Here is a 19,586-nt window from a genome sequence, read left to right on the forward strand (position 1 = left end):
ACGCGGCATATCGCGTCCTCGCTATTCACGATATATCGCGGAAACGGAAAGTCAAGACACTCGTTCCAGTGATGCGTGACCGGCCGTCGGTGGGGATTTGATCTAGTTTGTGAGCATGTCGACAGAAGAGTTCGCGCCCGGCTCCGCCGTCGGCTCCGGCGCCCTGCTCCTGTGCCGCGCCGATCCGGACTCCGTTGCCGCCGTCGCCCCGCTGCTGGGCGAACGCATGCCCCTGGTCCCGGCCGGCGAGCGGTGGAGCGTGCTCGTCCCGGAGGGCGGGCCCTGGCGGCACGGCGACGAGCCGGTCGACCGCGTGGTCACCGGCTGGGCCGCGGCGCTCGCCGTCGGCGCCGACTGGCCCGTACTGGCCCTGTGGTGGGACGCCGACCGGGCCGGCTACACCCTGGCGTCGGGCTTCCGCCGCCCCGTCGGCTACGTGTGGCTCGCGGACGGCACCCCGGCCGGCGAGGACGAGGCCATGCGCACGTTCGCCGCCCGGCTCGGGTTGGACCCCGTGCTGGACCTCCAGGCGCTGGACGGGCTGACCCGCCCGGACCGCGAGGCCGACGCGCTCGCCAGGCTGCGGGGACTGCTGGCGGTGCTCACCCGCGCGGGGATCACCCTCCCCGCCGGACTCGGCCCCGGCGAAGGCGCGGACCGCCTCGGACCGGTCGCCGGCGCCCTGCCCGGCTCCCGGTGGACCGAGGCCCCCGGACGCCGCCCGACCGCCGACGAGAGCCGCCTCGCCGCCTGGATGCCCTGGGTGGGCGGCCCCGGGGCCCGCGCCCTCGCCCTGGCACAGATGGCGGCCGGTCTGCCGCTCACCTTCTGGGGCCTGCGGCGCCGCAGCGGCGGCTGGACCACCGCAGGGGCACTGCTGCTCGCGCACGGGGCGCTCGGGACGGCGTACGGCCTCTCCAAGCGCTCCTGACGGCACCCCGGGGCGCCGTCGCCCCGTACGGGCTGTTCGTGCCTACTCGTCCTCGTCCTCGTCGTCCAGCCGCGCCAGCCATGTGGCCAGCCGCTCCACCGGCACCTCGAAGTCCGGGTTCAGGTCGACGAAGGTCCGCAGCTGCTCGGCGAGCCACTCGAAGGTGACCTCCTCCTCGCCGCGCCGCTTCTCCAGCTCCTCGATGCCACGGTCAGTGAAGTACAACTCATGCTCCTGATGCGGGTGGGACGGGCCCACGGCGTTACTCGTCCAGGGTAGTCCGTACGGCTCGGTCACTCCTCCCCGATCGCGGGTGGGGGTCGCGGGCCGCCGCGGTGGGTATTAGCCTCATGGGGATCAAGTGACCGGTGCCTGTGCCCGGTTGGGGCGGGGCGGGCTCGACGGGGGAGCGGAATGAGCCACATCCAGGACGTGCAGCTGCCGGACGGGACGGTGATCACCGCCCGGATCAGCGAGGCGGACGGGTACGACGACCAGGAGGACGTCGGTTTCACCGAGACCGCCGTCGCCAAGGTCGAGCGGCTCCAGGAGCTGATAACTGGGGTCGGGTCCTCGGTGCTGAGCGCGGCCCGCGCGGCCGGGCCCAGCGAGGCCGCCATCACCTTCGGCGTGGAGCTGACGGCCAAGGAGGGACTGGCCTTGGCGGTGCTCGCCCGGGGCGAGACCAAGGCGTCGCTCGAGGTGACGCTCACCTGGCAGTTCGACCGGCCCGGCGGCCCGGCGGGCGCGCGGGTGCCGGCCCCGCACGAGTGACAGGCATGGGTGAGGGGAAGGACCGCCTCTACGAACTCGCCCGCGCCGCCACCGTTCACCTGCTGCCCGCCCGGGGCGACGGTGCGCCGATGTGGGGCAGCGGCTTCTTCGTCGCGCCGGGACGAGTCCTCACCGCCGCCCACGTGCTGCGCCCGCACCTCGCGGCGGACCCCGGCGCCGTCTTCAGGGTGCGCGGCGAGGGGGTCGACGCCGAGGCCCGTCTGGAACAGTGGCTGCTGACCGACCCGCGCCGCCAGACCGTTCCCCTGGAGGAGGACCTGGCCCTGGTGCGGCTGGCGGGGGAGCCCGAGGAGTACCGGCACGAGTGCGTGTGGCTCGCCGACCGGGCCGTGCTCCACTCCGGCGCACTCAAGGTGTGCGGGTACCACCCGGGACCGCCCGAGACGCACTTCCGGATCGTCGACGCCGAGATCAACGGGCACGAGGACCGGCACGGACTGATCATCAAGCCCGACATCGACTTCCCCGGCGGAGTCTCCGGCGGCCCCCTCGTCGACCCCGAGACGGGAGCCGTGATCGGGTTGGTCAAGTCGCGCCGCAAGCAGCAGGACGGCGGCAAGGCCGTCGCCATCTCCGCCTTGCGGCGCTTCGGACCGGCGTACCGCACGCTGCTGGCCGAGCACGACCGCTGGCACGGGGACGAGCCGCAGTCCCCGGCCGGGGACAACTGGATAGATCTCCAGGGCGGGCCCCCGGCCGGCACCGGCGAGCAGTGGACCCCCGCCGACCGCCGGGACGCGCTGCGCCTGCTCGCCGAACTGCCGCCGCCGCCGGACGCGCCCACCGTCGAACTGCTCGCCAAGAAGGCGCGCAGCCGCAACACCTGGCCGGGAGCCACCCCCGAACTGCTCACCTGGCGGGACGGCACGGGCCTGCTCTACGAGGGCGCCCGCCCGCTGGAGGCCCTGACTTTCCTGCGCTACCTGAGGTGCATCGAGCTGTACACGGCCTCCCGCGGCGGCGACGCGACCGCCCTCGGCCGGTGGATCGAGCGGCGACTGCGCCGTGAACCGCGACGGCCCCTGCACGACCTGGTCCACGACGTGGGTCTCCCCGAAGGGCTGCGCCCGCCCCCCGAGACCGCGCCGGAACGCGTCGTGATCCCCTACCCCGGGCCGGGCGAGGGGGCGACCGTCGCCGTCCTGCTCGACCCGGTGATCGGCACGAGGCCCACCCGGTTCTTCTGGCAGATCTGGTACGACGACGGCCAAGGTGAACCCGAACTCCACGAGGTGGACGGCTCGGTCCACGGACACGACCCCGCCGGCCTCGTCCAGGCGCTGCGAGGGCCGCTGGGCCGGCTGCTGCGGGCCAAAGACCAGGAGGCTCGGCCGGTGCCTCTCGAAGTCGCCCTCCCGGTCGAGCACTTCGACACCGCCGTGCACCGCTGGCGGTTCGACGACATAGCCGAACTCAACGACGCCGGGCACCTGGGGGCGCGCCGCCGCGTAGTGCTGCGCGCCCTCGAGCGCCGGGGAGATCCGGACAAACTCTGGACCGAACGCTGGGAGGCCATGTCCTCCCAGCGGCGCTTCAACGGCTGGCGCACCCCGGGGCAGGGCGGCTTCCCCGGTGCCCACGGTTACCGCCACGCCGCCTTCGACCGCATACCGGTCATGTGCCGCCCGGTCGGCCGCGACCCCGGACGCACCGCCATGAGGCTCGCCCTGGAGAGCGGGCACGGCATCGCCCTGTGGCACGTCGACGGCCACTCCTCCCCGGTCTGCCCCGAGTCGTGTGACACCCTCTACGCCAGGGCGGAGGAACTCCTCACCACGCTCGGCTCCCTCGCCGAACTGCCGGACCGGATACGCCACGTCCGCCAGGAGATCAGCGAGCTGCGGAACGACCGCGCCTGGGCCGAGCCGATGGCCCTTCTGTACGACGACCCGCGCCGCCCCCTGCCCTCCGAAGAGGGCGGAACGCTGGACGCGCCCCTGTGAGCGCCGCCCGTGCACCCCGGTACGCGCCCGGCGGGCGCCGCGTGGGCGGCCGTCATTGGCCGGAACACGACGGTTCAGGGGAGGCACACGGGTACATTTCCAGGGGCCCGTTGTGGGTGCACAACGCCCTCGTCGGCCAGGCCGTGGACAACCGCCGACCGTCGACGAGGAGCACCGCATGAGCGAGTGGTTCATCTACCGGGGCACCGGGCAGCCGGACCCCGAACGGATCGGGCAGCTGCCCGCCCCGCCCCCGTGGCGGGCCTTCGACACCCCGGCCGTGGACTACGACGTACCGGATCTCGGCTCCTCCACCCGGCGCAGGCTCGGCGCACGCACCGTCCCGCTGCCCATCCAGGACCCCGGCACCCTCGAACTGGTCAATGCCTCCCTCTATCTGCGCCGCCCCCTGCTCGTCACCGGCGAACCGGGCGTGGGCAAGTCGACGCTGGCCCACTCCATCGCCTACGAACTCGGCCTCGGCCGAGTCCTGGAATGGCCGGTCGTGTCCCGCAGCGAACTGCGCGACGGGCTCTACACGTACGACGCCATCGGCCGTCTCCAGGACGCCCAGCTGCCCGACGGCCAGGGGGCCCCTGACATCGGCAGGTACATCAAACTCGGCCCGCTCGGCACCGCGCTGCTCGCCGCCGACCGGCCCCGCGTGCTGCTCATCGACGAGCTGGACAAGAGCGACATCGACCTGCCCAACGACCTGCTCAACGTGCTGGAGGAGGGTGCCTTCGCCATCCCCGAGCTCGAGCGGATCGCCGACCGCACCCCGGTCGTCGAGGTCCTCACCGACGACGGCAGGCGGGTCGCGGTCGCGGAGGGCCGGGTGCAGTGCCGGGCCTTCCCCTTCGTCGTGATGACCAGTAACCGTGAGCGCGAGTTCCCCGCCCCGCTGCTGCGCCGCTGCATCCCGCTGGACCTCAGGGCCCCGCGCGACGAACGCCTCGCCGCTCTGGTGCAGGCACATTTCGGCCAGGGGGCCTACGACGACAACCACGACATCGTGGACCGGTTCGCCCGCGCCGAGACGGACGGTGCGCTACGGCCCACCGACCAGCTGCTCAACGCGATCTTCCTCGCCCAGTACGCCGCCCGCGACGCCGCACACCGGCGCGAGGAGATCTCGGACCTCCTGATGCAGCCCCTGGACCGCGGGCCGCGGTAACCGATGGCCGCCCAGGAAGCCCCGACCGCGGCCGACGGTGCCGCGCCCGCGCTTGCCGGGTTGGTCGCGCGGATGCGGTACGCGGGGATCGGGCCGGGCGTCGAGGAACTCGCGGACGCCCTGTGGCTGGCCCGCTGGCTGCCCGCCCCCGCCTCACCGGCGGCCGAAGAGGCACCCCGCACCGGAGGCGGCCCGGAGGCACCGCCCGGTGAGCCGCCCGCCGTGTCCCCGACGCCTCCGGGAAGCGCGCAGTCCGCGGACCGGGGCGAGACCCCTCCCGGCGAGGGCGGCTGGCTGTTCGCCCCCGGCTCCGACGGCCCAGTGAGCGGCGGGGGCGGTACCGGCGACAGGCCGGCGCCCGTGCGGGTCCCGGCCGCCCCCGCCCTGCCCGAACCCCTCGCCCTGCAGCGGGGCCTGCGCCCGCTGCAGCGCTACCGCGCCCCCGTACGTCCGGTCCCGCGCACCCTGGACGAACGGGCCACCGCCGAACGGGCCGCGGAGTCCGGCCTCGTGCTGCCCGTGCTGCGCACCGACCGGCGCCGCGAGGCCCGGTTGCTGCTCCTGATGGACGTGTCGACCTCCACCGTGGTCTGGCAGCAGGCCCTGGACGAGTTGCGCCAGGTCTGCGCCCGGGCTGGCGCCTTCCGTGAGCTGCAGGTGCAGTACCTTCACGAAGGCCTCGGCGGCCGGCCCGGCTGTTCCTCCTATCCGAGGACGGGCGGCCTGCTGCGCGCGCCCGAGCAGCTCAGCGATCCGACCGGCCGACGCGTGACCCTGGTGCTCAGCGACTGCGCCGGACCCATGTGGCGCAGCGGCCGCATGCAGCGGCTGCTGCACCGCTGGGCGGCCACGGCCCCGGTCGCCGTGGCCCAGCCCCTGCCCCAGCGCATGTGGGCCCGTACCCATCTGCCGGCCCGGCGCGGGACGCTGCACCGCCGTGAGGGCCCGGCCGGCGCGCTGGAGTTCCGCCCCGACCGGGGCCCGGTCGACGACGGTGCGCTGCCCGTGCCCGTGCTGGCGCTGCGCCGCCCCTCGGTGGAGGGCTGGGCTCGGCTGGTGTCCGGTGCCACCGGGCAGTCGCTGGCCGCCGCCGCGGGCTGGGTGCGCGCCGACCACCCCGCCTCCTCGGCGCCCGTGCGCGCGGCCGAGGAGATCGGCGGTGCCGAGCGGGTCCGGACCTTCCTGCGCCCCGCCTCGCCGGAGGCGCGCCGCCTCGCGGTGTACCTGTCGGCGGTGCCCCTCGAGTTGCCGGTGATGCAGCTGGTCCAGCACGCGATGCTCGCCGGGAGCGGACCCGAGGTCCTTTCGGAGGTGCTCCTGGGCGGGCTGGTGCGCCGTGAGCCGGACACGGACGATCCGCAGACGGTGCGGTACCGCTTCCTGCCGGGCGTCGCCACGGAACTGCGGTCCCGGCTGACCGTCGAGGACGTCGAGCTGCTGTTCAAGCACTGCTCCGCGTACGTGGAGCGCCGCTTCGGCCGCAGCGTGCGCAACTTCCCCGCCCTGGCGGGGGCGTTCCTGCGCGGTGCGGTCACTCCAGGAGAGCAGCTGGTCCCCGCGACCGACCCCCTCGGGGTCCCTGTCACCGGTTCGGTGACCGGTCCCGGCACCGCGGAACCACCCGGCCTGCGCGCCTTCGCCGAGGTGTCGGCGGAGGTGTTGCGCGAGCTCGGCGCCCGGATGCCGAGGACGGCCGTCGGCCCCGAGGCCGACGCGGGTGTGCTGCTGGAACGGGCCCGGGAGGCCCACGCCCGCTTCCGGGCGGAGGGGCAGACCTGTGATCTCGACGCCGCCGTCGGTGGTCTGCGTCAGGTGCTCACGGTGGCCCGCGCGGGCGAGCGGCGTGTGGCGGCCGCCGAGTTGCTGGCGGAGTGCCTGATGGACCGGTGGCGTGTGGGTGCGGACGGCGGCGACCTGCGGGAGGCCTGGGAGGCGGTCGCGGACCTGCGGGGCATCACCGGGCACGGACGGTTCATCCGAGGCGTGATCTGCGGGGACCAGGCTTCCGCGTTGCAGGAAGAGGGCATCGGCTTCCCCGGGGTCACTGACGACCTGCGGGACTGGGCGGCTGGCGCCGCGTCGCAGAGCGAGTACGACGCCGTCGAGTTCGCCCGGGCGGTCCTGCTGTACCTGGCCGACCGTGACTTCGCCGCCGTCCTGGCCATGGAGAGCGAGAGTGCCGGCCTGCGACACTTCGCCGGGAGCGCCCTGCTGCACCTGCGCCGCCTCATCGGGCTGGCGGGCGCGAGCCGGACCGGGCCCGACGGCCCCTATGCGGCCGCCGCGGACCCGGAGGAGTGGTACGTCGCCCATCTGTACCGCGCCGTCGACGCCGCCACCACGGCGATCGAAGTGCGCGGCTCCGACCGCGTCCGCGTCGAACGGGGACGGGTCTGGCTGGAACTGGCCGAGCACCTCGCCGGGCAGGGCGCCGTCGCCTCCTCCGCCGGCGAGACGGACCGCGGCCGTGACGCGGCTGCTTCGGCCATCGAGGACTTCATGGCCGTGCTGCGGGAGGACAACGACCTTCCGAACACCGGGCGCTGCCGGGCCTGGCTGGACGTGGCGTCCGCCGTGGACCTCGCTGGGACGGACGACGACCGCGACCACTCCCTGATCGTCCACGCGCTGGAACGGGCCGAGGAAGCCGCAGGTGACGACGAGGACCTGCGTGTCGAGTGCCGTACCCGCGCCGGTAACGTGCATTGGGAGAGCTACGAACGCACCGGCGCCCCCGTCTCGCTCGACCTGGCCGTCGACACGTGGGAGGCGGTGGTACGGCTGCTGCGAGAGGACGACCCACGGCTGCCCGCCGTACTCACCGACTGCGGGGTGGCCCTGAGTGAGCGGGCCGGCCGCCACGGCGCTCCGCAGGACGTCCACCGGGCCGTGGACCTGCTCCGGCGGGCCGTCGAAGGGACCCTTCCCGACGATCCCGACCTTCCCCACCGCCGGTATCGGCTCGCCGGGGCCCACTTCGCGCGCTTCGAAGTCGCGCACGTGCTTTCCGACCTGTACGAGGCTGACTGGCTGCTGGGCGAGGCGGTCCGCGGTTCCGAAGAGCCACCGCTCCAGGCGCTGTTCCTGATCCATCGCGGCACCGTCGCCGAGACGCTGTACGAACGGCTGGGTACCTCCGACCACGCCGAGAAGGCCGTGGAGTACTTCACCCGCGGTGTCGAGCACGCCCGGGAGGGGGGCGCGGCCGCGCGGGACGTCCTGGCCCTGTCCCTGCAGGGGCGGGCCAGCCTCCGGGAACGGCTCGGCCGCTTCCGCAGCGCCCTCGCCGACTACCGGGAGGCTCTGCGCCTTACCTCGGACCCCGAGCTCGCCAGGGAGCTCCGCTCGGGCCTCGCGCGCCTCACTTCCGGAACGGCCGACGCGTGACCCACCCCACCGACGAGGCGGAGACACCCCTGCCCGAACTCCACCGGCCCGCCCGCTCCGACCATCCGGTGTTGGCCGCGATCCTCACCGAACTTCGCGCCCGCGACGGGGAGAACACCGTCGTCGCCTACTACGAGGACGCCCCGTGACGGCCCACCGTCGGCCGACCGCGTGCCGGCCCGCGCCGCGGCCCGACGGCCGGGAGCACGTGCCCACGCCGCTGCGGCAGTTCGTCCTCAAGGTCCACGGCCGCTGCAACCTCGACTGCACCTACTGCTACCTCTACCGCGGCCGGGACGACGGCTGGCGGGACCGCCCGGCCCGGGTCGGCGCTCGCGTCATGGAGCACACTGCGGCCCGTGTCGCCGAGCACGTCGCCGCCCACGGCCTCGACCACATCCGCGTCGAACTGCACGGCGGCGAACCTCTCCTCGCCGGCCCCGCCCCCGTGCGGGAGTACGTCCGCGCCGTGCGCCGGGCCGTCCCCGAGGGCTGCCGGATCACCGCCACCGTGCAGACCAACGGCACCCGCCTCACCGAACGCGGCCTGCGGCAGCTCACCGAGGACGGCATCCGGGTCGGCCTCAGCCTCGACGGCGGACGTGCCGCCCACAACGCGCGCCGCGTCGATCACGCGGGCCGGCCCGCCTGGCCCGCCGCCCTCGCGGCCGCCCGCCGGCTCGCCGCGCACCCGCAGGCGTACGCCGGAATCCTGTGCACCGTCGATCTCGCCGCCGATCCGCTGGACGTCTACCACTCGCTTCTGGAGCTGGCCCCGCCCCGCCTGGACCTCCTCCTGCCGCACGCCAACTGGGGCAATCCGCCGCCAGGCCTCGTCGGCGGGCCGCCCGGCAGGCACCGGCCCGTGGCCACGCCGTACGGGGACTGGCTGGCCACGGTCTTCGATGCCTGGTGGGACGCGGGCCGGCTGCGCACCCGAGTGCGCCTCTTCCAGGAGATCGTCGCCCTGCTGCTGGGGGCACCCAGTCGGGCCGAGGCCGTGGGGCTGTCGCCGGTGGCCGCCGTCGTCGTCGAGACGGACGGCGCGATTGAGCAGGTTGATTCGCTCAGAACCGCCTACCGGGGCGCCGCCGAGACCGGGCTCGACGTCTTCCGGCACTCCTTCGACACGGCCCTGCGCCACCCGGGGATCGCGGCCCGCCAGTCGGGCGAGCGGGCCCTGGGAGAGGAGTGCCGGGCCTGCCCGGTCGGCCGGGTGTGCGGGGGCGGCAACTACGTGCACCGGTACGCGCCTGGCCCGCGATTCGATCACCCGAGCGTGTACTGCGCCGATCTGGAGCGGCTGATCCGGCATGTCGCGCGCCGACTCGAAGGCACCGTACGTGTTGCCATGTGAGCTGAACGTCACACTCAACTCGGCGCGAATCAGGCTTCTTTGACGCACAATTGACTAACCTGTGCTCAGTCGTGACCAGGTCGGCCGAGGGGACAGCGAGATGGTGACGGAGCCGGTACACGTCACGGTGGTCTTCGCCGGGCAGAGCGAGTCCTGGGCCAAGTGGATCGACCACCAGGTCCGCGCCGCCGGCCGCACCACCACCTTGGTGCGGTGGAACCCGCTGCGCCGGCCGCCCGCCGCGCACGCCCTGACCGATCTGCTCGGCGCGCCGGGACGCATCCTGCTCGTCATCGACGACTGGTACGAGCGGCTGGGAGCCGAGCGGTTCGAGGCATGGGCGTCGGTGCTGCGCGAGGTGCTGCCCGGCTTCCGCGAACGCATAGCCGCAGTGAGCGTCACGGCGCAGCCGCTGCCCGCGGAAGTCGCCCCGCTCGCGCCGGTCGATCTGCGTGGCCTGCGCCCTGAGCTGGCCCGCATCCGCGTCCTGGAGTGCGCGGCGGTCCCGGCCCCCAGCACTGGGATCGACCTGCGGCGCGGCCCACGTTTCCCGGACGATCCCCCGGAGGTCTGGCGCGTCCCGCGCCGCAACCGCCGGTTCATCGGCCGCACTGAACTCCTGGAGCAGATGTACGAGGCTCTCGTCGGGGTCGGGTCCGAGGGAGCCACCCTGGCCCTGCGGGGGCCCGGAGGCGTGGGCAAGACACAGCTGGCGCTGGAGTACGCCCACCGGTTCGCCGGCGAGTACGACATCGTCTGGTGGATCACCGCCGCGCAGCGCGTCACCGCCCGCCAGCAGTTCGCCGACCTGGCGCCCGAGATGGACGTCCGGGACGGCGGAGACCTGGCGGCCACCATCAAGGCCGTCCGCCGCGAGCTCGGCCGCACCGCCCGCCCCTGGCTACTGGTGCTGGACGGCGCGCGCGACCCGGACAAGGTGATCGACCTCATCCCCGACGAGGGACGCGGACACGTCCTGGTCACCACCCACCGCGGCGAATGGGCGGCGCAGGGGGAGACCCTGCCGGTCGCGGGCTTCGCCCGCCGGGAGAGCGTCGCGTTCGTGGGCCGGCGCGCCGAGCGGCTCGACGCCGGGCAGGCCGACCGGCTCGCCGACGCCGTCGAGGACGTCCCGCTGCTGCTCGACCAGACAGCCGCGTGGCTCGACACCAATCCCACCATGTCCGTCGACGAGTACGTGCAGGACATCCGCGAAGGCCGTCCCGACCGCTTCGGCGTGATGGCGTCCCGGGAGTACCCGGAGAGCTTCCAGGTGGCCTGGGCCAAGCTTCTCAACACCCTGCGCGAGGGCTTCGAGCCCGCCTGGCACCTGCTCAACCTGCTGGTCTGCTTCTCGCCCGAGGTGGTCCCGGTACGGCTGCTGCAGACCGCCCGGCACACCGACCTGCCACCCGAGCTGGTGGACCTGGTCGCCGAGCCCAGCAGCTGGAACTCCGCCCTGCGCAAGCTCTCCGAGATCACCTCGATGCGCATCGAGTACGAACAGGGACCGCGACTGGACACTCAGACCGTCGGCACGCTGCGCATGCACCGGCTCTTCCACCGCTTCGTGCGCCACGTCCAGTCGCCCGATGACGCCGCCCGCCACTTCGCCGCCGCCCGCCGTCTCCTGGTCTCCGCCGACCCCCGCGACTCCTCCACGCCGGGCAACTGGGCCCGCTATGCCGCGCTCATCCCGCACCTGGGGCCCTCTGGTGCCCTCGACTCGGACGACGAGGACGTGCGGGACCTCGTCCTCAACTGCATCGAGTACCTCCGAATGCGCGGCGAGTACGACGAGGGCAGGCGGCTGAGTCAGCGCGCCGTGAATCAGTGGCAGCAGACCTCCGCGGACACCGACAGGGCTGTCCTGGTCGCCGTCCACCAACTCGCCAACATGCAGCGCAGGCTCGGCCGGTACGCCGAGGCAGAGACGACCGGACGCGAGACGGTCCGGAGGCTGCGGGCCGCGAGCGGCGTCCGTCCCATCGAGATGATCCGCGCCAAGGACGGCCTCGGCGGCACCCTCATGGCTCTCGGCCGGTACACGGAGGCCCGCACGCTGTTCGAGGAGGCGGCCGAGACCGCGGCCGTCGAGCTGGGCGGCGAACAGGTCCCGCGCACCCTCACCGTCCGCAGTAACCTGGCGATGGCCCTTGGTCTCCAGGGCCACTACGCCGAGTCGCTCGCTCTGCACCGCCGGATCTTCGAGGCCCGGGTGGCACTCCTCGGCGGCAAGGACGCCCTCACCCTCAACTCGGCCCTGCGCACCGCCTGGATGCTGCGCCTGCTCGGCAACTACCGCGAGGCGCTGGAGATCCAGGGCCACAACTCCCGGCTGCACAGCCAGGTGCTCGACCGCAACCACAGCCAGACCGTGCAGGCCGAACACAACCTTGCCCTGTGCGCCCGCCGGGTCGGCGACCTGCACTTCGCCCACGCCATGATGCGCGGCGTGCGGCGCAAGCTGCTGCGCCGCCGCGGTGCCCTGCACCCCGAGACACTCCTGGTCTCCTGCGACTACGCGATGCTGCTGCGCCAGCTGGGGGAGACACAGGAGGCGCGGGCCCTGGCCGAGGTAACCGCCGCGCACTACGCGGCGCAGCTCGGCGAGGACCACCCGTACACCGTAGGAGCCCGGGACAACGTGGCGGTGATCATGCGCGAGACGGGCGACACGCGTGGTGCGCTCGAGCTGTCCCGGCAGTGCACGGCGCAGATGGAGAAGGCGGTGGGCCGGGACCACCCGTGGTCCGTCGGCTCAGCCAAGAACGAGGTGGCTGCGCTGGTCGGCGCCGGTGAGAAGGAGGCCGCGGCCGTCCTGGGCCGGGACACCTGCGCCCGCTCCGCCCGAGCCCTCGGCGAGAACCACATCCTCACCGTCAGCCTCCGCGCAGGGCTGGCCCTGGACCTCGCCGAAACGGGAGAAGACGAGGAGGCCGAGGCGCTGCGCCGGGACGTGGGCACCCGGCTCACCGCGCTGTTCGGCGAGGGGCATCCGCAGATCCGGGAGATTCAGGAACGGCGGCACCCCTACTGGGATTTCGAACCGCAGCCGATCTGACCCGCGGCCGATCTGCCCCGCAGAGCCCCGAGGGGGCCGGCCCCGTTCCCGGGACCGGCCCCCTCGATCAGGCCTGAACGGTCAGTCGGGTGCGAGGCCTCAGGCCTCGAACACCTCACGCACCAGCTGCTCCTGCTCCGCCTGGTGCCGCTTGGCGGAGCCGACGGCCGGGGACGAGCCGTGCGGCCGCGAGATGCGGCGCAGGCGCTCGCCGTGCGGGACGTCGGCGCCGACCGCCAGGTCCAGGTGGTCGATCAGGTTGAGCGCGATGAACGGCCAGGCGCCCTGGTTCGCCGGCTCCTCCTGGGCCCACAGGTACTTCTCGGCGTTCGGGTACTTGGCGATCTCCGCCTGGAGCTCGGCACCCGGCAGCGGGTACAGGCGCTCGATGCGGATGATGGCCGTGTCCGTGAGGCCGCGCTTCTTCCGCTCGGCGTCGAGGTCGTAGTAGACCTTGCCGGCGGTGAAGACGACCTTCTTGACGGCGGCCGGGTCGACCGAGTCGTCGCCGATGACCGGGCGGAACTGGCCCGTCGTGAACTCCTCCGCCTTCGAGGACGCGGCCTTCAGGCGCAGCATCGACTTCGGGGTGAAGACCACCAGCGGCTTGTGGTGCGGGTTGTGCACCTGCCACCGCAGGAGGTGGAAGTAGTTCGACGGCAGGGTCGGCATCGCGACCGTCATGTTGTTCTGCGCGCAGAGCTGGAGGAAGCGCTCGATACGGGCCGAGGAGTGGTCCGGGCCCTGGCCCTCGTAGCCGTGCGGCAGCAGGAGGGTGACGCCGGAGGTCTGGTTCCACTTCTGCTCGGCCGACGAGATGAACTCGTCCACGACCGTCTGCGCGCCGTTGACGAAGTCGCCGAACTGCGCCTCCCACATCACCAGCGCGTCCGGGCGGGCCAGCGAGTAGCCGTACTCGAAGCCCATCACGGCGTACTCGGAGAGCAGCGAGTTGTAGACGTTGTACCGGGCCTGGTCCTCGGACAGGTACAGCAGCGGCGTGAACTCGTCGCCCGTCTCGCGGTCGATGACCACCGCGTGGCGCTGGCCGAAGGTGCCGCGCTGCGAGTCCTGGCCGGACAGCCGGACCGGGACGCCCTCCAGGAGGAGGGAGCCGACGGCGAGGGTCTCGCCCATGCCCCAGTCGATCGTGCCGTCCTCGACCATCGCCGCGCGGCGCTGCAGCTGCGGCAGCAGGCGCGGGTGGATGGTGACGTGGTCGGGGATGTTGACCTGGGACTCGGCGATCCGCTTGACCGTCTCGGCGCTGATCGCGGTGTTCACGGCGACCGGGAACTCGGCCTGCGGGTCCGAGGGCTCCGCGGCGGACGGCTGGGAGACGGCCTCGCGGACCTCGGTGAAGACCTTCTCCAGCTGGCCCTGGTAGTCCTGGAGCGCCTGCTCGGCCTCCTCAAGGGTGATGTCGCCGCGACCGATGAGGGACTCGGTGTAGAGCTTGCGCACCGAGCGCTTCTTGTCGATCAGGTCGTACATCAGCGGCTGGGTGAAGGCCGGGTTGTCCGACTCGTTGTGACCGCGGCGGCGGTAGCAGATGAGGTCGATCACCACGTCCTTGTTGAACGCCTGGCGGAACTCGAAGGCGAGCCGCGCGACGCGGACCACGGCCTCCGGGTCGTCGCCGTTCACGTGGAAGATCGGGGCCTCGATCATGCGGGCCACGTCGGTGGCGTACATCGAGGAGCGCGAGGACTCCGGGGCGGCGGTGAAGCCGACCTGGTTGTTGATGACGACGTGGACCGTGCCGCCGGTGCGGTAGCCGCGCAGCTGCGACATGTTCAGGGTCTCGGCCACCACGCCCTGGCCCGCGAAGGCCGCGTCGCCGTGGATCGCCACCGGCAGGACGGTGAAGTCCGTGCCGCCCTTGTTGATGATGTCCTGCTTGGCGCGCGAGACGCCCTCCAGGACCGGGTCGACCGCCTCCAGGTGCGAGGGGTTGGCGACCAGCGAGACCTTGATCTGCTCGCCGTCGAGGCCCGTGAAGGTGCCCTCGGCGCCCAGGTGGTACTTCACGTCGCCGGAGCCGTGCATCGACTTCGGGTCGAGGTTGCCCTCGAACTCGCGGAAGATCTGCGCGTACGACTTGCCGACCACGTTGGCCAGCACGTTCAGCCGGCCGCGGTGGGCCATGCCGATGACGACCTCGTCCAGGCGGGACTCGGCCGCCGAGTCGATGACCGCGTCCAGCAGCGGGATGACGGACTCGCCGCCCTCCAGGGAGAACCGCTTCTGGCCGACGTACTTGGTCTGGAGGAACGTCTCGAACGCCTCGGCGGCGTTCAGGCGGCGCAGGATGCGCAGCTGCTCCTCGCGCTCCGGCTTGGTGTGCGAGCGCTCGATGCGGTCCTGGATCCACTTGCGCTGCTTCGGGTCCTGGATGTGCATGAACTCGACGCCGGTGGTGCGGCAGTACGAGTCGCGCAGCACGCCGAGGATGTCGCGCAGCTTCATCAGGGACTTGCCGGCGAAGCCGCCGACCGCGAACTCGCGCTCCAGGTCCCACAGGGTGAGCCCGTGCTCGGTGATGTCCAGGTCGGGGTGCTTGCGCTGCTGGTACTCCAGCGGGTCGGTGTCGGCCATGACGTGGCCCCGGACCCGGTAGGAGTGGATCAGCTCGAAGACGCGGGCGGCCTTGGTGACGTCGTCGTCGTGCGAGGCGTCGATGTCCTTGAGCCAGCGGACCGGCTCGTAGGGGATGCGCAGCGCCTTGAAGATCTCGTCGTAGAAGCCGTTCTCGCCCAGGAGCAGGTTGGCGACCTGGCGCAGGAACTCGCCGGAGGCGGCGCCCTGGATGACCCGGTGGTCGTAGGTCGACGTGAGCGTCATGACCTTCGAGATGCCGAGCTTGTTCAGGGTGTCCTGGGAGGTGCCCTGGAACTCCGCCGGGTAGTCCATGGAGCCGACGCCCATGATCACCGACTGGCCGGGCATCAGGCGCGGCACGGAGTGGACGGTGCCGAGGCCGCCGGGGTTGGTCAGCGAGACCGTGACGCCGGAGAAGTCGTCCATCGTCAGCTTGCCGTCGCGGGCGCGGCGGACGATGTCCTCGTAGGCCTGCCAGAACTCGAAGAAGTTCATGGTCTCGGCCTTCTTGATCGCCGCGACGACCAGCTGGCGGTCGCCGTTGGGCTTGACCAGGTCGATGGCGAGGCCGAGGTTGACGTGCGCCGGCTTGATGAGAGTCGGCTTGCCGTCCTTCTCGCCGAACGAGTGGTTCATCGCCGGCATGGCCTTGATGGCCTGCACCATCGCGTAGCCGATCAGGTGCGTGAAGGAGATCTTCCCGCCCCGGGCGCGCTTGAGGTGGTTGTTGATGACGATGCGGTTGTCGAACAGCAGCTTCACCGGGACCGCGCGCACGGACGTGGCCGTGGGCAGCTCCAGCGAGGCGTTCATGTTCTTCGCGACCGCGGCGGCGGGGCCGCGCAGGGTCACCGTCTCCGGACCCTCGGGCGCCGAGCCGGCGTCCTTGGCGGGCGCGGCGGCCTTGGCCTGCGGCTTGGCGGCGGCGGGCTTGGCCGGGGCGGCGGGCTGCGCGGCCGGGGCGGCCGGAGCCGCGGGGCGCAGCAGCGGCGGGCTGCGCGGCCGGCTTCGCGGGCGCGGCCTGCTGGGGCGCCGCCTTCGGCTGGGCCGGGGCGGGCGCCTGCGCCTGCGGCGCGGAGGAGGCCTGGGGGGCGCTGCCGGAGTCCGTGGCCGCGGTGCCGGAGGCGGACTGGGCAGCGGCCGCTCCGGGCTTGTAGTCGGCGAAGAAGTCCCACCAGGCTCGGTCCACGGAGTTCGGGTCCTGGAGGTACTGCTGATAGATCTCGTCGACGAGCCATTCGTTGGCACCGAAGGCGGCCGCGGGGTTCTTGCCCGCGTTGCCCGCTTGGTCGGTGTCGGTCGAGATGCTCGAGTTACTGGGGGACTGTGGCGACACGGCGAGAACCGCCCTCTTCCGCTTCACAAGATGGTGGACAGCGGGAATCAAGGCTACGCCTCCCCGACCCGGAAGGTCAGACCGGGCCCGTTCATCGTCGCGTAAGTCACATCGCAGACTGCGTTTCGGCGCTGGAAATGGCGGGAAACAAGCGAGGTTCCGTTGCGTGAGGGAAGGGGCGGCCGCGACCCGGCGCCGGGAAAACGCGGGCCTGTGCCTGATCACACGTGTCCGTCAGCGCGGACACCAGTGGATCTTGGCGCTCCGCTTCGAACCCTACGTCAACTCGGAGCCGTCGGCAGGCCCGGAAGAGTGATGAGAATCCGGCAGCCCCGCTCGGATTCGGCCACGCCGATCCGGCCGCCGTGCAGATCCACCGCCCAGCGCGCGATCGCCAGGCCCAGCCCGGTGCCGCCGTCACTGCCCGGACCGTGCGGCCGGGACACCGAGCCCCGGTTGAACCGCTCGAACACCCGGCGCCACTCCGAGCGCGGAATGCCCGGTCCCTCGTCGAGGACCTCGAGCTCCAGCGACTCGGGGAACTCGCCGCGCCGCGCCCTGACCGTCACCCGGCCGTGCGGCGGACTGTGCTTCACGGCGTTGTCGATGAGGTTGGCGACGACCTGGTGGATGCGCTCGGGATCGGCGTGCACGGTGAGGTCGGACGGGAACACGTCGAGCGCCAGGTGCACGTCGGTGCGGGTGTGACTGCCGGACCCGGAGGCGATGCCCGCGCGCGCGGAGGCGACCATGTTGGCCTCCTTCAGTACGCCCGAGAGGTACGGCCACACCTCGAAGCGCCGCTTGCGCAGCGGTACGACGCCGTTGTCCAGGCGGGAGAGGTCCAGCAGCGTCTCCACCAGCCGGCCGAGCCGCTCCGTCTGACCGAGCGCCGTGCGCATCGTCTCCGGATCGGCCTCGGTGACCCCGTCGACGATGTTCTCCAGCACCGCGCGCAGGCCCGCGATAGGGGTGCGCAGCTCGTGCGAGACGTTCGCGACCAGCTCCTTGCGCTGGAGGTCCTGGGCCTCCAGGTCGTCGGCCATGCGGTTGATGGTGACGGCCAGGTCGCCCAGCTCGTCGCGGCGGTTCTCGCGCACCCGGCGGGTGTAGTCGCCGTGCGAGATGGACCGGGCCACCGCGTTCATCTCGTCCAGCGGCGCGGTCAGCGAGTGCGCCACGAACTGCGTGATCAGCAGTGTGGCGATCATCGAGAAGACCGTGATGAAGCGCAGCTCCGTCTTGGTGTGCACCGCGATCACCGACAGACCGGTGGTGATCAGCACCGACGTGACGACCAGCGCGCCCAGCTTGGTCTTGATCGAGAACGGGCGTACGCCGCCCCAGGGTTCCCCGGTCCTCCGGGGGCCGGGGCTCCGCCGTGCGGCATCCCGCCCTCGGCTCATGGCGTCGGCGTCTCCAGCGCGTACCCCACGCCGTGCACCGTGCGGATGCGCTCGGCGCCGATCTTGCGGCGCAGTGCCTTGATGTGGCTGTCGACGGTCCGGGTGCCGGACGCGTCCGCCCAGTCCCAGACCTCGGCCAGCAGCTGCTCGCGGGAGAGCACCGCGCGGGGCGTGTTCGCCAGGCAGACCAGCAGGTCGAACTCGGTCGGCGTGAGGTGGACGTCCTCGCTGCGCACCCGCACCCGCCGCTGCGCGTGGTCGATCTCCAGTTCGCCGAGGCGCAGGATGCCGCTGCGCGGCGTGGAGGCGGCCACCACGGCCCGCTCCACCCGGCGCAGCAGCACGTGCACGCGCGCGGCCAGCTCGCGCATGGAGAACGGTTTGGTCATGTAGTCGTCGGCGCCCACGCCGAGGCCGACCAGCATGTCCGTCTCGTCGTCCCGCGCGGTGAGCATCAGCACCGGCACCGGCCGCTGGGCCTGCACACGACGGCAGACCTCCAGGCCGTCGAAGCCGGGCAGCATGATGTCGAGGATCAGCAGGTCGGGCTGCCAGGCCTCGGCGGTGTCGACCGCGGCCGGCCCGTCGCCCGCCGTTTGCACCAGGAACCCCTCGGCGCGCAGGCGGGTCGCGATGGCGTCGACGATCGTCTGGTCGTCCTCGACCACCAGCACCCGGCGCTGAGCGCCCTGGGTCGCCGTCGCCGTGCCGTTGTGGGAGGTCTGTGTCTGCTCCATCGCCCGCCCCTGAGGTGTGCTTACCGGAATCAGTGGGGTGATCCCTCGTCTGCGCATGACTGCGATTGACGCTTGAAAGACCGCGTCAGGGCAGCAGCGTACGGGGATCGGACGCGGCTTTGCTATCCAGGCCCGGCGGCGAGGTGGACGACGTCCGGAACGCCCCGGGCAACGGGGATCTCTTCGGTACGCACCTGCTGGAACCCGGCATTACGCAAGGTTTCTTCGAATTCCGGAGAGGGCTGCGCGGACCACACGGCGAGCACCCCGCCGGGCCTCAACACCCTTGCGCAGCCCGCCAGTCCGGCCGGCGCGTAGAGCCCGTCGTTGTCCTCGGTGACGGTCCAGCCGGGGCCGTTGTCGATGTCGAGGCAGAGCGCGTCATACGTGTCGGAAGTCTCATTGACGTAACGGACCAGATCCGATTCGACGACCTCCGTGCGGGGGTCGGCCATCGCCTCGGCGGACAGCTCCGCCAGGGGCCCGCCCCGGTGCCAGTCGATGACGGCCCGCTCGCGCTCGACGACCGCGATCCGGCCCCAGCGCGGGTCGGCGGCCGCGTGTGCGAGCGAGAAGCCGACGCCGAGACCGCCGATGAGCAGGTGCGGCGCGGGCCGCCCGCCGGAGGCGGTGAGCGCCTCGGCGGCCGCGTCGACCAGGCGCCGCTCCGAGCGCCCGTCGGAGGTGTCCATCAGGAAGCAGCCGTTCGCGATGATCTGCAGCAGCGTCCCGTGCCGGCGCAGGACGACCTCACCGTGCGGGCCCTCGCGGCGGTCCAGCACTTCGGGGACGTCGGGGGAAGAAGTGATGGGCATCGGCCCATCCTGGCAAAGGAATGCCGGGCGGTCCGAC

The 19,586-nt window shown here is 72.5% G+C and carries 12 protein-coding genes and 1 pseudogene; 8 read left to right on the forward strand and 5 right to left on the reverse strand.

The window, feature by feature from the left end:
• Positions 1 to 115 precede the first annotated feature (115 nt).
• Entirely contained in the window at positions 116 to 931 is an 816-nt protein-coding gene (locus M6G08_RS14460) for a hypothetical protein (protein WP_272587572.1), read from the forward strand.
• Between the two features lie 42 nt (positions 932 to 973).
• Here M6G08_RS14460 and M6G08_RS14465 read toward each other — a convergent pair whose 3' ends face one another.
• Positions 974 to 1,156 carry a DUF6104 family protein gene (locus M6G08_RS14465; protein WP_003961784.1) on the reverse strand — a complete coding sequence of 61 codons (183 nt, stop codon included), beginning with the start codon at positions 1,154 to 1,156 and terminating at the stop codon, positions 974 to 976.
• Between the two features lie 189 nt (positions 1,157 to 1,345).
• Here M6G08_RS14465 and M6G08_RS14470 point away from each other — a divergent pair, with 189 nt between their 5' ends.
• The 7 genes from M6G08_RS14470 to fxsT all read left to right on the forward strand — a co-directional run bounded on the left by M6G08_RS14470 (position 1,346) and on the right by fxsT (position 12,654).
• Positions 1,346 to 1,705: a CU044_2847 family protein gene (locus M6G08_RS14470; RefSeq protein ID WP_272587573.1), complete on the forward strand. Its 360-nt coding sequence runs from the start codon at positions 1,346 to 1,348 to the stop codon at positions 1,703 to 1,705.
• Positions 1,706 to 1,710: 5 nt separating this feature from the next.
• Complete coding sequence (locus M6G08_RS14475) at positions 1,711 to 3,669, forward strand: VMAP-C domain-containing protein (RefSeq protein ID WP_272587574.1); 1,959 nt, start codon at positions 1,711 to 1,713, stop codon at positions 3,667 to 3,669.
• 178 nt (positions 3,670 to 3,847) lie between these two features.
• A complete protein-coding gene (locus tag M6G08_RS14480) occupies positions 3,848 to 4,846 on the forward strand; it encodes an AAA family ATPase (protein WP_272587575.1) in 999 nt (332 codons plus the stop codon).
• 3 nt (positions 4,847 to 4,849) lie between these two features.
• Positions 4,850 to 8,233, forward strand: coding sequence for a tetratricopeptide repeat protein (locus M6G08_RS14485; protein WP_272587576.1), 3,384 nt, complete (start codon positions 4,850 to 4,852; stop codon positions 8,231 to 8,233).
• Positions 8,230 to 8,382: a hypothetical protein gene (locus M6G08_RS14490; RefSeq protein ID WP_272587577.1), complete on the forward strand. Its 153-nt coding sequence runs from the start codon at positions 8,230 to 8,232 to the stop codon at positions 8,380 to 8,382. The genes M6G08_RS14485 and M6G08_RS14490 overlap by 4 nt, the downstream gene beginning before the upstream one ends.
• Complete coding sequence (locus M6G08_RS14495) at positions 8,379 to 9,590, forward strand: FxsB family cyclophane-forming radical SAM/SPASM peptide maturase (RefSeq protein WP_524540348.1); 1,212 nt, start codon at positions 8,379 to 8,381, stop codon at positions 9,588 to 9,590. The genes M6G08_RS14490 and M6G08_RS14495 overlap by 4 nt, the downstream gene beginning before the upstream one ends.
• Before the next feature lie 61 nt (positions 9,591 to 9,651).
• Complete coding sequence (gene fxsT, locus M6G08_RS14500) at positions 9,652 to 12,654, forward strand: FxSxx-COOH system tetratricopeptide repeat protein (RefSeq protein ID WP_272587578.1); 3,003 nt, start codon at positions 9,652 to 9,654, stop codon at positions 12,652 to 12,654.
• A gap of 99 nt (positions 12,655 to 12,753) precedes the next feature.
• On the opposite strand, the pseudogene M6G08_RS14505 reads toward fxsT, so the two are convergent.
• From M6G08_RS14505 to M6G08_RS14520, 4 genes and pseudogenes are all read right to left on the reverse strand, one after another.
• A pseudogene (locus tag M6G08_RS14505) lies at positions 12,754 to 16,591 on the reverse strand (multifunctional oxoglutarate decarboxylase/oxoglutarate dehydrogenase thiamine pyrophosphate-binding subunit/dihydrolipoyllysine-residue succinyltransferase subunit).
• A gap of 281 nt (positions 16,592 to 16,872) precedes the next feature.
• Positions 16,873 to 17,997, reverse strand: coding sequence for a sensor histidine kinase (locus M6G08_RS14510; protein WP_073724254.1), 1,125 nt, complete (start codon positions 17,995 to 17,997; stop codon positions 16,873 to 16,875).
• On the reverse strand, positions 17,994 to 18,734 hold the full coding sequence (locus M6G08_RS14515) for a response regulator transcription factor (RefSeq protein ID WP_043380000.1): 741 nt from the start codon (positions 18,732 to 18,734) through the stop codon (positions 17,994 to 17,996). The genes M6G08_RS14510 and M6G08_RS14515 overlap by 4 nt, the downstream gene beginning before the upstream one ends.
• A gap of 122 nt (positions 18,735 to 18,856) precedes the next feature.
• The gene (locus tag M6G08_RS14520; RefSeq protein ID WP_272587579.1) at positions 18,857 to 19,549 is read right to left on the reverse strand and encodes a spermine/spermidine synthase domain-containing protein; all 693 of its coding nucleotides are present in this window, start codon (positions 19,547 to 19,549) and stop codon (positions 18,857 to 18,859) included.
• Positions 19,550 to 19,586 lie beyond the last annotated feature (37 nt).

Source organism: Streptomyces sp. M92, assembly GCF_028473745.1.
In the GTDB taxonomy this organism is placed as follows: Bacteria; Actinomycetota; Actinomycetes; order Streptomycetales; family Streptomycetaceae; genus Streptomyces.

What these genes read in the sequence shown, in the direction of transcription:
- M6G08_RS14480 (WP_272587575.1), top strand. Translation starts at nt 3,848, where the DNA reads ATGAGCGAGTGGTTCATCTACCGGGGCACCGGGCAGCCGGACCCCGAA.
- M6G08_RS14485 (WP_272587576.1), top strand. Translation starts at nt 4,850, where the DNA reads ATGGCCGCCCAGGAAGCCCCGACCGCGGCCGACGGTGCCGCGCCCGCG.
- M6G08_RS14515 (WP_043380000.1), bottom strand. Translation starts at nt 18,734, where the DNA reads ATGGAGCAGACACAGACCTCCCACAACGGCACGGCGACGGCGACCCAG.
- M6G08_RS14475 (WP_272587574.1), top strand. Translation starts at nt 1,711, where the DNA reads ATGGGTGAGGGGAAGGACCGCCTCTACGAACTCGCCCGCGCCGCCACC.
- M6G08_RS14470 (WP_272587573.1), top strand. Translation starts at nt 1,346, where the DNA reads ATGAGCCACATCCAGGACGTGCAGCTGCCGGACGGGACGGTGATCACC.
- M6G08_RS14460 (WP_272587572.1), top strand. Translation starts at nt 116, where the DNA reads ATGTCGACAGAAGAGTTCGCGCCCGGCTCCGCCGTCGGCTCCGGCGCC.
- M6G08_RS14520 (WP_272587579.1), bottom strand. Translation starts at nt 19,549, where the DNA reads ATGCCCATCACTTCTTCCCCCGACGTCCCCGAAGTGCTGGACCGCCGC.
- M6G08_RS14510 (WP_073724254.1), bottom strand. Translation starts at nt 17,997, where the DNA reads ATGAGCCGAGGGCGGGATGCCGCACGGCGGAGCCCCGGCCCCCGGAGG.